This is a genomic window from Tateyamaria pelophila, assembly GCF_019966495.1.
Lineage (GTDB): Bacteria > Pseudomonadota > Alphaproteobacteria > Rhodobacterales > Rhodobacteraceae > Tateyamaria > Tateyamaria pelophila.
Genome location: NZ_JAIMIA010000055.1, coordinates 19,858 through 32,047, shown reverse-complemented (window position 1 = coordinate 32,047; position 12,190 = coordinate 19,858). Strand labels below are relative to the sequence as shown.

Genomic DNA, 12,190 nt, shown 5'->3' with positions numbered 1-12,190 from the left:
CCCCACTTCAGAATCCATCTCGCCCTCACAGGCAAGAGTGACCGTTCACGCCTTCAGTTCCAAACGCGATTCCCCTGACGTGCGACGACGGCAATTCCAACATCAAAGGCGATGATCTCAACCCCTGATGCAATTCGACTGATTGCACCAAAGAACCGCAAAGCTAATCGCATCACATCCGTACAGACCCATGCAATATTCAGCTCTGTCGAGCAACGCATTTGCTGTATTTGACGCGACTTCGCCCAACTGAGGGACCAAATATTTTTAGCATAAAAATATCGTCCCGCGCAAAATACAGAGCGCTCGCGTTGCCCACTCAATCAATGATACCTAGGTTTACCAGAGTATCACCGAACAGGAGCGCACAATGCAATTGAATTCCGATTTCGCTCAAAAGATATGCATCCACGACAGGGACAACCAGTGGCGGGCTTCGCCAAGCGCCGGGGTTGAACGCAAAATGCTCGATCGTGTCGGTGATGAGGTTGCACGTGCCACGACAATCGTGCGGTTTGCACCCGGCAGCGCGTTTGCGCCTCACACTCATGACGGGGGCGAAGAATACATTGTGCTCGACGGAGTCTTTCAAGACGAGTCTGGCGATTTCCCGGTCGGCACGTACGTGCGCAACCCCCCGACTTCTCGGCACACACCAAGCTCTGCGCCCGGAGCAACGATCTTTGTGAAGCTCTGGCAGTTCACCCCCGAAGACAGGAAACATGTTCGTATTGACATGAACACTGTAGATCTGGTGCCCGATCCGAAACGCGATGGAGTCGAGACGTTCGCCTTGTTCAAAGACGCGCAGGAACAGGTTGTCGTTGAAGCCTGGAACAAGACCACGGCACATCCTTTTCAGGCGCCGGATGGTGCAGAAATTCTGGTACTGGAAGGCAGTTTGATCGAAGATGGACAGACCTTGCAGGCAAGGGACTGGCTACGCCTCCCACCTGACAGCGCAACCATACTGACCGCAGGGCCCACGGGCGCCCGTATCTGGGTCAAAACAGGACATCTGCGGCAAATGGTCGAGGCGTGAGCGGCTCTAAAGTCGTTGTAATCGGCGCGGGCCTCGCGGGTCTCGTCGCCGCCCGAAACCTGATTGCGCGCGGCCATGAGGTCGCCGTGCTCGAAGCGCGTGCGCGCGTTGGCGGTCGCGCTGTCAGTTTGCCGGCAGGTCAAGGCGCCGTTGATCTCGGGCCCGCGTGGATCTGGCCCGGCGCTCAGCCGAATGTTTGCACTTTACTCAATGATCTTGGATTGATGACGCTGCCCCAGTTCGAAGACGGCATATTTGTCTATGAAACAGCACAAGGCCTTCAGCGCGGCAATGTCCCAAAGCGATATGGCGATGCCGCGCGCATCAGAGGCGGTGTCGGTGCCTTGGCGAATGCGTTGTACGCGGCACTCCCGCCAGGCAGTCTGCACTTTGACCAAGCCGTTTCCGCGTTGGACCTCACTGGCAATCCGCAGATCACAACCGCGAACGGCATCACATGGAGTGGTGACGTCATCATAAATACCGCTCCACCCCCGATCGCCGCTACATGGGATGTGATACCGGCTTGGACAGCGCCTCTGCAAATGGCCATGACGCGCTGGCCCACCTGGATGGCGGCGCATGCCAAGGTTGTTGCTCTGTATGACAGTCCGTTCTGGCGTGAGGCCGAACTGTCCGGTAGTGCAGTCAGCCAGATCGGCCCATTGGTCGAGATTGCCGACCAAAGTGATCCCGATCTGGGCCAATTTGGTTTGTTCGGGTTCGTTGGTTGGCCCTTTACCCAGCGGCAGGATCAAGTCGCATTGCGCGACGCCACGCTGGCCCAACTGGCGCGCCTGTTCGGACCGCAAGCGGCCAATCCGAAAACACTGCGGATCATGGACTGGGCGGCAGAGCCGTTTACCGCAACGAAGGCCGATCAAACGCCACCAATGGGCCATCCCCCATACGGCGCGCCAGAACTGTCACACGTAATATGTGATCGTCTGCTCTTCGCTGGCGCCGAGGTGTCCCAAAGACATGGAGGCCTTATTGAAGGCGCGATTGAGACCGGCCTCGACGCCGCGCGCAAGGCTGCGACTTTGCTAAACTAGCCCTTGAGGCAAATCTATTGGCCCGCTCGCGCCTCAGAGACGTAAATCGCTGTCATCTTGATCAAAAACGGCCTTCATATCAAAGAACACACCTTGCCCTGTCAGATAGGCACGCATCCCGTCTGCGCCAATTTCAACCAGAGTGTCATGGGAAACAGCAAGAACGATTGCATCATAACGCCCTTCAGGTGTAGGCATCTCTGGCAGCATTTCCACGTCATACTCAGACCGCAGTTCTGATGGATCGGCCCAAGGGTCGAACATATCGATACTCAGTCCGTAGCTCGCCAACTCATCCAGCATATCGACAACCTTGGTGTTGCGGATATCGGCGCAGTTCTGCTTGAAGGTCAGCCCCAAGAGCAAGACCCGCCCGCCATTCACGCGCGCTTGCTTTTGGATCATCTTCTTGATCAACAGCGTCACCGCATGACGCGCCATGCCATCGTTGATCTCTCGCGCCATTCGAATGATGTCGGGGATATGTCCCGCCGTTATGGATTTATGAACGAGGTAATAGGGATCGACGCCGATACAGTGCCCACCCACCAGACCCGGCGACAGTCGGTTGAAGTTCCACTTGGTCGCCGCCGCATCAAGCACGGCGCTGGTGTCGATATCCAGATGCGAAAAGATGATCGATAATTCGTTGATCAGAGCGATGGACACGTCACGCTGCGTGTTCTCAATCACCTTTGATGCCTCGGCCACCCGGATCGAGGCCGCCTTGAACGTACCAGCCGTGATGATGGTGCCGTAAAGCGCATCAATCAGGTCCGCTGCCTCAGGCGTCGAGCCCGACGTGACTTTGACGATCTTGGGCAGCGGGCGTGTCTTGTCGCCCGGATTGATCCGCTCGGGGCTGTAGCCGGCGAAAAAATCTGTATTGAGGATCAGACCGGACCCTTCCGAGACCAATGGCAAACAGTCTTCCTCGGTGGCACCAGGATAAACCGTACTTTCGAACACCACGATATCGCCGCGCTTTATCACCGAACCGATCATGCGCGAGGCGGACAAGAGCGGCCCCAGATTGGGCTGGCGGTGTTGATCGATGGGCGTGGGCACGGCGACGATATAGACGTTGCAATCGGCAATCTCGGCCAGATCGCTTGAATATCTCAGGTGATGCGCCATTGACATGTCCTCGGGGTCGACCTCGCCCGTGCTGTCACGCCCGGTTTGCAAAGCCGACACCCGATCGGCGTTCAAATCGAAGCCGATTGTGGGGCGCTGTTTGCCGAACTCAACAGCCAGCGGCAGGCCCACATATCCCAACCCGATCACAGCGACGCGGAGGTCTTGCAAAGCGGGCAATTCAGCGATGTTCGTCATGGGCCGTCCTTACACTCCGTACGGCCCCTGCCTATCCAGCGTGGCCGCCAAGCGCAATATGAGCGCGCACGTCCGAAATGATAGCGGACACGCGCATTGATACCTTTCAGGGGCCAAAGATCGCCTTGAAGTGATCGATGGAGGCCCGAAACCCCGCTTCGAAATCGCCATTGCCGGGGTGATAGACACTTTCGAACGAAATCACGCCATCGTATCCGTCCATCCGCAAGGCATCGGCCATCGGTTGAAACAAGGGGCCAAGCTGACCTTTGCCCATCCGGCGAACCTCAAGCGTGGCGCGCGGTGTGTCCACCTGTACGTCCTTGATATGGATGTGACCCAGATACCCGTCTTTGACTTCGCCGTAGCCATCCGGAAAGGCCAACTCGTGGCACCAGCAGTTGTTGGCCGGGTCCCACAAGACCTTGAGTGCGTCCGTCGCATCCAATTCGTCAATCAAACGACGGGCGGTATAGTTGGAATTTACCATCGTACCGTTTCCGGTTTCGACCACCAGCGTCACCCCTTCGGCCCGGGCCAGATCGACGGCAGGCGCAATCATCGGGGCCATGGCATCCCACGCACCATGGGCGACATTCCACCGTTCGGCCCCGTTTTTACCCCACAGGATCTGCTCTTTCTTCTGAGTCATGATGCGGACCAGCGGACTGCCCACGACATGCGCCATGTGGATCACCCGCTTGAGCGCGTCCATGTGTTGGATGTGCAGCGCATCGCCGGGACGGTTCGCAGACGTGGTTCCGGCAAAGACATGGCGGCTGAGGCAGCTGACAGGCTTGCCCCGGTCCCGCAACAAGGTGTCAATCTCCCGGATTTCCGCCTTGGAGTGGTCTCCGACCTCCGTGTCTCCGACGAATTGCAACTCGGCATAGTCGAGATCAAATTCGTCCATGACGTCTACCGCATGTGCCAGATCGCGGCTTATCCCGTCACAAATGACACCCAGTTTCATCGCGTCACCTTGGCCGTATCGCGGTGCAACTCGGCCCCCACAATCTCTTCGATCACCTTTGTGCAAATCCAGTTGTCGCCATCTGGATGCCGTGTGCGGCCCGCATGGAAAATCTGCATCGCGGCGGCCGCGGTGTGCAAGGGCACGCCCAATTCCTCGCCCAGGGCCATCGAAATGGTCAGGTCCTTGTGCATCGTGTTAATATGACTGCCGGTGCCTTCAAATTGCCGGTCGATGATCTTTTGCAACGCGTTGTTGGTGATGCCGGACCCCGCGGAAGAGGTCGAGAATACATCCAGAATGACCTGACCCGGCGCACCCGCCTTGGCTGCAAGGGCCGCCGCCTCGAAGGTCGCAGAAAAGATCGATCCGATCAGCGACTGCAAGCACGCCTTGACCACCTGTCCTTCACCCGGCTCCGTGCCGACCCGGTGAATTGCCGCCGACACGGCCTCCATCACGGGCTTGGCTTGCGCCAGTGCCGCGTCCGTCCCCGCTGCCATCAAGGTCAGCGTGCCGCCTTGCGCACCCGGATACCCCCCGGACACAGGGCTGTCGATCAGATGCAACCCTGAGCCTTGCAGCCCGGCCCCAATCGCGCGCGCCTCTGACGGTTTGATCGTGGACGTCAAAAGGATGATCCCGCCCGGCGCCATGGTCGCGGCCAGACCGTCTTTACCCAGAATCACCTCATGCGCCTGAACCCCTTGCATGACCATCACGAAAACGGCCTGCGCGTTGCGTCCGACTTCGGCAACAGACAGTGCCGTATGTCCGCCCATATCGACAAGGGCCTGATTGCGCGATGGGATCAGATCGATCCCCCATGTTTCAAACCCGTTTGCGATGAGGTTCTTGGCAATCCCGCTGCCCATATCCCCCAATCCAACAACACCAACCGACATCATCAGCTGCTCCTTTTCGTGCTACGGTTTCTGGTGGGGTTTCACGCCATGCGCGGGCGCCGGGCAGGTCCAAAAGACACCCCCTGCCCTATCGCGGCGCACCGTTGTCAGTGCGCCCTCCAACGCTAACACAGGATATGCAAGCCGCGAGAAAAATCTAACATGCGATGGTGACGAATGCGCCGGTTTGAGCCGCCTGCTTGATCGCCTCGACAACCTGAACCGCGCGCAATCCATCCGCCCCGCTCACCAGCGGTGTTGCAGCGCCACGGATGACGTCGGCAAAATGCGCGATCTGCGCCTCCAGCGGATTGGCGGCCTCGAGCGGCATCCGCGTGGCAGATATCGGCGCCCACCAATCCGGTCCGTCGCTCTGGTTCCACAGCGTCAGGTTTGGCAAGGCGAGCGACCCCTTGCGCCCGCCAATCACATAGCTGGATTGGTCCGTGGCGGGATAGGCCGGGTTCTCGCCCGCAGTCAGCTCCCAACTCCACGGCCCAAGCGAAACATCACTCAGGTTGACCGTTCCCAGGGCGCCGCTGGCAAAGCGCAGAATGGCAACACTGACTTCCTCTGCCTCTGCGCCACGGATGGCGTTGCTTTCAAACGCCTGAACACGCGTGATCGGACCACACAGATACATCAACACATCCACGTCATGGATGAGATTGATAAACAACGGTCCCGCGCCGGAGCTTTGCCGCCATTCAGTATCATAATAACTGTCCGGTTTGGGCAGCCAGCAGTGGCCATGCACGGCTGTTATCTGACCCAGATCTCCACGTTCAATGATCTCTTTCGCTTTTGCGATCAGTGGGTTATGGCGGCGATGATGACCGACCAGCAGCGGCACATTCGTGCGTTCTGCGGTCGCCACAATCTTGGCCCCTTCTGCCGCAGTCCCTGCCAATGGCTTTTCAACCAGAACCGGGCAGTTCGCCTCCAGCAGTTCAATTGCCATCGGCGCGTGCAACGCATTTGGCACTGCGAGAATAACTCCGTCCGAACACGCAGCCAGCGCCGCCAAGTCTGTTACCATTGGCAAACTCTCAGCGCCCTGCAATCCGGGATCAAGCACGCCGCCCAGTTCTACGCCTGGTGTCCGAGCAATTGCGTCGATATGGCGCTTGCCGATCAGGCCCGCACCCGCAACACCTATGCGCGTCATCCACGCGCCTCGACTGCCGCCATGATCCCGCGCAACTCGGCCAAACCGCGCATCCGCCCGATCAGTGGATATCCGGGCAGGCTGTCGCGTTCCCGATCACTCAATAATTCCTGCCCATGATCCGGACGCATCGGAATTGCGTGATCACTGCGCCCTTCGGCGCGCCTGCGCGCTTGCTCATCCATCAATGCCGTGATCGTGGCGACCATATCCGTGTCGCCTTCCAGATGCGCAGCCTCGAAAAAGCCCGGCCTGCTCGGGTCAGGTGACGGTAGCCGCTTGGTGTTGCGCAAATGGGCGAAATGGATGCGTGGGCCGAAGCGACGCACGAACTCCGGCGCATCAAAGTCCGCACCCACACCCAATGACCCAGTACAGAGCGTCGCGCCATTCGCCTGCGTATCTACTGCGTCCAAAACTCTGCCGTAGTCATCAGCCGACGACATCACCCGCGGCAGCCCCAGCAGCGGAAAGGGTGGATCATCTGGATGGCAGCACAGTCGCAAGCCCAAGCGTTCAGCCGTTGGTACCACCTCGGACAGAAAGTCGATCAGGTTCTGCCTGAGACGGTCTGCGGTGATCCCGTCATAGGTTTCCAGACGCGCGCGCACATCTTCCAATGTCCAGCCGTCATTGGCGCCGGGCAGCCCGGCAATGACTGTACGGGTCAATCGCTTCCTACTGACATCATCCATCGCTTCAAATGCAACCGAAGCCGCGTCTTGCACAGCCTCTGAATAATCATCGACGGCGCTTGACCGCTCCAGGATGTGCAGGTCAAAGGCTGCGAAATCCACCAGATCAAATAACATCGCTGTACCGCCGTGGGGTTGAGGCGCATGCGTGTTGGTTCGTGTCCAGTCCAGGATTGGCATGAAGTTGTAACAGATTGTCTGAACACCCTGCCGTGCCAATGCCTCCAAGCTGCCCAAGTAATGCGCGAGATGAGACGCGATATCAGGCCCTTGGGTCTTGATTGCTTCGGACACCGGGAGGCTTTCGACTACCGCCCAAGTCAGCCCGGCGCCTTCGATCATCCTCTTGCGGGTTGCGATGTCAGCCTCCGGCCACGGCATGCCTGGTGCAAATTGATGCAACGCCGTGACGACACCCGTTGCACCCACTTGCGGCAGGTCCGAAAGGGTCGTGGGATCGTCCGGTCCAAACCAGCGCCAACATTCGATCATGGTTGCCATCCTTGCCAAAGAGAGTGATTCGTCGCCAAAGGCAATTCCACCCGTGCACCGCTGCGGTGCGCCTCGTAAATTGCGGTCACCAAAGCGATGGAGGCCGCGCCGTCGTCAAATGTCACCGCTCGGTTCGGCTGCCCCGCAATCGCGTTGGCCACCTCTGATAAGAACCCACAGAAGCCCGACAAATCGGGTGTCGTGTTGTCAATGGCAGTATCGATAGCGCTCTGCTGATCAGCATCGCGCGCTAGGAATTGCCAAACCCCTTCGCTTGGCGCATACGGAGTCGTATCCGACGTCACTGTCATATGCTCATAGACAAATCTCAGCCGCGTTTCGTCACGCGCAGCCCCGAGCGTCACGGAACTCGTAACCAACCCACCACCTTCCAACTCGAAAATCAACGCCGCCGTATCCTCCGTCTCGATCGGGTTGATGAGCGTGCCGAGGCGGGCGCTCACCGCGACAACAGGCGCCATGAAATGTGCGACCAAATCGTGCGCATGGATGGCATGACCCAGGATTGCACCACCCTGCTCCCCGGCCCAGGTGCCACGCCACGGAATGGCGTAGTAGTCAGACCCACGGTTCCAATGCGTTTCAATCGCCGCGGCCCGTGGCGCACCGGTGAATCTGGCGGCGCGCAATGTCTGCAACCGGGAAAAGCCGGGCCCAAACCGGTATTGAAACACCGGGAAAATCTGGCGGCCTGATACTTGCACCGCCTCCCTGAGGGCATCGATCTGGGCCAGCGACGTCGCAAGCGGCTTCTCGCAGATCACGTGTTTGCCAGCCTGCAACGCCTCTTGCGCAATTGGCGCGTGCAGGCGGGGCGGCAAGCAAATGTCGATAACATCCACGTCCGCATCCAATGCGGCCTGTATATCGGTCGCACGGCGGATATCCCCCGTTGCCAGCGCTTCGAGCCGAGCTTGATCCTGATCCACAAGCATATCCACTTGAAACTCCGGCAAAGCCCGGTAGGCCTCAAGGTGTTGCGCTCCAATCCCGCCACCAAGAACAGCGACCCGGATCACGGCGCATGCCCTTCGGCCATGGCTTGGGCATGCAAAGCAAGTTCCATCACCTCAAAACAGTGGTCTTGCCGCATCGCCGTTTCTGTTCGGTGCGCGATATCATGCGCCAAACGGTCGAAGTAAGGCAATCCCGCTTCGCGGGCATCAATCGTTTCGCAATGCGTGCCATTTACCAAAACAAGGTGATCCGTTCCGTCACGCCCCCCCACATCGACATATTTGCGTAATTCGATATAGCCATCCGTGCCCAACAGCGTCAGTCGCCCGTCGCCCCAATTCGGCAAGGCATCCGGCGTGTACCAATCGACGCGAATGTAACCGGATGCGTGATCTGACCGCAGGGCCATCTCTCCGAAATCCTGCAAACCGGGGTCGTCGGGATTGGCATGATTGGCCACATGCGCCATCGTGATCTGCGCCGTCTTCGACCCGGTAAAGTGCAGAAACTGGTCGATCTGATGCACACCGATGTCCGTCAAAATACCCCCGTACTTGGAGCGGTCAAAGAACCAATCCGGCCGGGTTGACCGGTTCAACCGATGTGGTCCCAACCCGGTTGTGTGCACGACCTTGCCGATTGCGCCCTCTTGCACCAGTTGATCGGCCAACGTCACACAAGGTACCTCGAAACGCTCGGAAAAGTTGATCGACCAGATGCGGCCCGTCTCGGCCACTGCCCCCTTGATCGCGGCCAACTGCGCCAGATCGGTACAACCGGGTTTGTCCGTCATGACGTCGTGACCGGATTGAATGGCACGGATGGTCAAACCCGCCCGATCCGCCGGAATTGCAGACACCAAAGCCAAGTCAGCCCCGGCATTCAGGGCCTCATCCATAGTCGTAAAGCGATGTAAGTCAGGAAAGCGTTTCACGTAACCCTCAAGAGGTTGCGGCGCACCTTCCGTCCAAAACCCGAGGCATCGCGCCCCGATGCGCATCATGTTTTCGGTCATGCCGTAGATGTGCCTGTGATCGAGACCAAGTGCGACAAATGCCAGCGTCACAGCGAGACCTCCGCAAGGGTTCCGGACCGGGCCGCCTGCTCCATCGCGTGGATCACCGCGTGAACATGCAACGCTTCGCGCCCCGGTGCCAAAGGCAGTCTGCGAACCTGCACAGACCGTGCAAAATCCTCGATCACCGCTTGATGCCACGCATGTGTGAACGCCATCGGATCCGCACCGCCCCCTGTCCCTCCAGCGTCATCAGGAGCCGTGGTTTCGGTGCGTCCGTCATGCCAATGAATGCTCAAATGATCGCCCTGCAACGTGACCTGCGCGTTGGCCGTTGTGATGGCGATGCTCTCTGCATCCCCGGGGTATGTTGCAGTTGTTGCACTCAAAACGCCCGTTGCGCCGGATGCAAATTCCATCAAAGCCGCCGCAATGTCCTCCGCCTCCATCCGGTGCAACGGACTGGTGCGCATCATCGCCTGCACCCGCGTCACCGGCCCCAGCAGCCAGAGCGCAAGATCCAGCGTATGGATCGCCTGATTGATCATCACGCCGCCACCGTCGCGCGCGTAACTGCCCCGTCCCGGCGCGTCGTAATAATCCTGACCCCGCCACCAGGGTACCCGCATTTCCACATGAACGACATCGCCCAGATCGCCCCGGCCGAGGCGTTCCTTCAAATTAACGGCCGCCGCCCGTGTCCGGTGCTGAAAACACAGGCCCAGCGGCACCTTCGCGCGCTCGAAAATCTCGACAATCGCCCGAGCATCCTCCAACGTGCGCTCGACCGGTTTTTCCATAAGGGTCGGAATGCCTGCTTGGGCCAGATCTTGCGCATAGGTCAAACGAGCATTTGGGGGCGTCAAAACGATGGCCATGTCCGGTTGCGTCGCCGCTGCATCGGACAGTGTCGTAAAGCCGGAAACAGGGTATCCAAGAATGCCTTGGGCCACATCGCAAAACGCCGCGACCCGATCCATGTCGCGACCAAGAACCACCCCCAGTCGCAAACTGACCGCAGAGTCGCGCAAGGCCAGAAGATGGGTTTGGGCCACCATGCCCATTCCGATCATCAACACATTCATTTTCGTCCTCCCGAGGGCCAGCTTGGCGGTATTTACCGGGTGCGCCAAGACCCATTCGTGGTAGGTTCGCCCGAAATCGGAGGAATGGACATGGCGAGGCAACTTTCAGGACTGGCGGGCACGCTTTACGAGGGCATTAAGGACGCACCCATCGTCTCTCCCCATGGGCATTGTGACCCCGCATGGTTTGCCACGAACGCAGCCTTTGCGAACCCCGCAGAGCTGTTGGTAATCCCGGATCACTACGTGTTCCGGATGCTGTATTCCCAGGGCGTCCCCCTGACCGATCTTGGGATTGGCGTTGCTCCCGAGCGCCGCGACCCACGCCGCATCTTCCAAATCCTCGCGGATCACTGGCATCTGTTTCTGGGCACACCCAGCGCGACCTGGATGACCTACGTGCTGGAAGAAACAATCGGATCCGACACTCCTCTTGGTCCGGAAACGGCGAATGATCTCTATGACCAGATTGCCGAATGGGTCGGAAATCCGGCCAATACACCCCGCGCCTTGTTTGACCGCTTTGATATCGAAGTGCTGGCGACGACGGATGGTGCGCTGGACCCGCTGGACGACCATGCCACCATCCAGCAGTCGGACTGGGCTGGCCGGGTGGTTCCCACCTTCCGGCCGGACGCCGTGCTTGATCCACATATGCAAGGATGGGCGGATGCGGTCATGCGCCTTGGCCGCCTGACCCAGCAGGATACACAAACATTCCCCGGTTACGTTGAGGCGCTGCGCACGCGCCGCGCGTTCTTTAAGGCGATGGGAGCGACGGCCACAGATCACGCCATCGAGATGCCTAACCTGTGCTGGCTGGATGCCCCCGGCGCGGTTTTTGATCAGCTGATGGCGGGCGATATGACACATGCAGCGGCCTTTCACGGGCATATGCTGGTGGAAATGGCGCAAATGTCGATCGAGGACGGCCTCGTGATGCAGTTGCATGCAGGCAGTCGCCGCAACACAAATCACGCGATCAAGGATGCGTTTGGGCGCGATATGGGGGCCGATATCCCTGTGCCCACCGATTGGGTGCGCGGACTGGAGCCTTTGCTCAATCGCGTTGGCAACAATCCGGACCTGACGCTGATCCTGTTCACTCTGGACGAAACCACGTACGCGCGCGAACTGGCCCCGATGGCCGGGCATTGGCCCTGTCTGCGGATCGGGCCACCGTGGTGGTTTCACGACAGTGCGGCAGGCATCGCGCGCTATTTCGATCAGGTCGTCGAAACGGCCGGATACTGGAACCTCGCAGGCTTCAATGATGATACACGGGCATTCCTGTCGATCCCGGCGCGTCATGATTTGTGGCGCCGTTCGGTTAGCCTGCATCTGGCGGAGCAGGTTGACCGGGGGTATTTTTCAAAATCCAGCGCCGAAATGCTCGCGGGACTTCTGGCGACGGATCTGGCGCGCAACACCTATAAACTGGGATAAA

11 protein-coding genes are annotated in these 12,190 nt (G+C 59.2%); 3 read left to right on the top strand and 8 right to left on the bottom strand.

Translation table 11 applies throughout. The features are described from left to right. Positions 1-370: 370 nt before the first annotated feature. Both LC354_RS16345 and LC354_RS16335 read left to right on the top strand, forming a co-directional pair. Positions 371-1,042 carry a cupin domain-containing protein gene (locus LC354_RS16345; protein ID WP_223425707.1) on the top strand — a complete coding sequence of 224 codons (672 nt, stop codon included), beginning with the start codon at positions 371-373 and terminating at the stop codon, positions 1,040-1,042. Next, a complete protein-coding gene (locus LC354_RS16335; protein ID WP_317849336.1) occupies positions 1,039-2,097 on the top strand; it encodes a flavin monoamine oxidase family protein in 1,059 nt (352 codons plus the stop codon). Before LC354_RS16345 ends, LC354_RS16335 begins: the two co-directional genes overlap by 4 nt. 33 nt (positions 2,098-2,130) lie before the next feature. Here LC354_RS16335 and LC354_RS16330 read toward each other — a convergent pair whose 3' ends face one another. The 8 genes from LC354_RS16330 to LC354_RS16295 all read right to left on the bottom strand — a co-directional run bounded on the left by LC354_RS16330 (position 2,131) and on the right by LC354_RS16295 (position 10,743). After that, positions 2,131-3,432 (bottom strand): nucleotide sugar dehydrogenase, encoded by a 1,302-nt coding sequence (locus LC354_RS16330; protein WP_317849335.1) that lies wholly within the window; start codon positions 3,430-3,432, stop codon positions 2,131-2,133. A 106-nt stretch (positions 3,433-3,538) separates the two neighbouring features. Then, the gene (locus LC354_RS16325; RefSeq protein ID WP_223425705.1) at positions 3,539-4,405 is read right to left on the bottom strand and encodes a sugar phosphate isomerase/epimerase family protein; all 867 of its coding nucleotides are present in this window, start codon (positions 4,403-4,405) and stop codon (positions 3,539-3,541) included. Beyond that, positions 4,402-5,313, bottom strand: coding sequence for an NAD(P)-dependent oxidoreductase (locus LC354_RS16320; RefSeq protein ID WP_223425704.1), 912 nt, complete (start codon positions 5,311-5,313; stop codon positions 4,402-4,404). The genes LC354_RS16325 and LC354_RS16320 overlap by 4 nt, the downstream gene beginning before the upstream one ends. 154 nt (positions 5,314-5,467) lie before the next feature. Continuing rightward, a complete protein-coding gene (locus LC354_RS16315; protein ID WP_223425702.1) occupies positions 5,468-6,478 on the bottom strand; it encodes a Gfo/Idh/MocA family protein in 1,011 nt (336 codons plus the stop codon). After that, positions 6,475-7,665, bottom strand: coding sequence for a mannonate dehydratase (gene uxuA, locus LC354_RS16310; protein WP_223425700.1), 1,191 nt, complete (start codon positions 7,663-7,665; stop codon positions 6,475-6,477). Before uxuA ends, LC354_RS16315 begins: the two co-directional genes overlap by 4 nt. Continuing rightward, on the bottom strand, positions 7,662-8,705 hold the full coding sequence (locus LC354_RS27900) for a Gfo/Idh/MocA family protein (protein WP_223425695.1): 1,044 nt from the start codon (positions 8,703-8,705) through the stop codon (positions 7,662-7,664). The genes uxuA and LC354_RS27900 overlap by 4 nt, the downstream gene beginning before the upstream one ends. Then, positions 8,702-9,709 (bottom strand): Gfo/Idh/MocA family protein, encoded by a 1,008-nt coding sequence (locus tag LC354_RS16300; RefSeq protein WP_223425693.1) that lies wholly within the window; start codon positions 9,707-9,709, stop codon positions 8,702-8,704. Before LC354_RS16300 ends, LC354_RS27900 begins: the two co-directional genes overlap by 4 nt. Beyond that, positions 9,706-10,743, bottom strand: a complete 1,038-nt coding sequence (locus LC354_RS16295) for a Gfo/Idh/MocA family protein (RefSeq protein WP_223425691.1) — start codon at positions 10,741-10,743, stop codon at positions 9,706-9,708. Before LC354_RS16295 ends, LC354_RS16300 begins: the two co-directional genes overlap by 4 nt. A 90-nt stretch (positions 10,744-10,833) precedes the next feature. Here LC354_RS16295 and uxaC point away from each other — a divergent pair, with 90 nt between their 5' ends. Next, positions 10,834-12,189 (top strand): glucuronate isomerase, encoded by a 1,356-nt coding sequence (gene uxaC, locus LC354_RS16290; RefSeq protein ID WP_223425689.1) that lies wholly within the window; start codon positions 10,834-10,836, stop codon positions 12,187-12,189. Position 12,190 lies beyond the last annotated feature (1 nt).

Bases quoted from the DNA above. Each gene is read 5' to 3' on its own strand.
- LC354_RS16295 (WP_223425691.1), bottom strand. From the start codon at position 10,743: ATGAATGTGTTGATGATCGGAATGGGCATGGTGGCCCAAACCCATCTT.
- LC354_RS16345 (WP_223425707.1), top strand. From the start codon at position 371: ATGCAATTGAATTCCGATTTCGCTCAAAAGATATGCATCCACGACAGG.
- uxuA (WP_223425700.1), bottom strand. From the start codon at position 7,665: ATGATCGAATGTTGGCGCTGGTTTGGACCGGACGATCCCACGACCCTT.
- LC354_RS16320 (WP_223425704.1), bottom strand. From the start codon at position 5,313: ATGATGTCGGTTGGTGTTGTTGGATTGGGGGATATGGGCAGCGGGATT.
- LC354_RS16325 (WP_223425705.1), bottom strand. From the start codon at position 4,405: ATGAAACTGGGTGTCATTTGTGACGGGATAAGCCGCGATCTGGCACAT.
- uxaC (WP_223425689.1), top strand. From the start codon at position 10,834: ATGGCGAGGCAACTTTCAGGACTGGCGGGCACGCTTTACGAGGGCATT.
- LC354_RS16330 (WP_317849335.1), bottom strand. From the start codon at position 3,432: ATGACGAACATCGCTGAATTGCCCGCTTTGCAAGACCTCCGCGTCGCT.
- LC354_RS16315 (WP_223425702.1), bottom strand. From the start codon at position 6,478: ATGACGCGCATAGGTGTTGCGGGTGCGGGCCTGATCGGCAAGCGCCAT.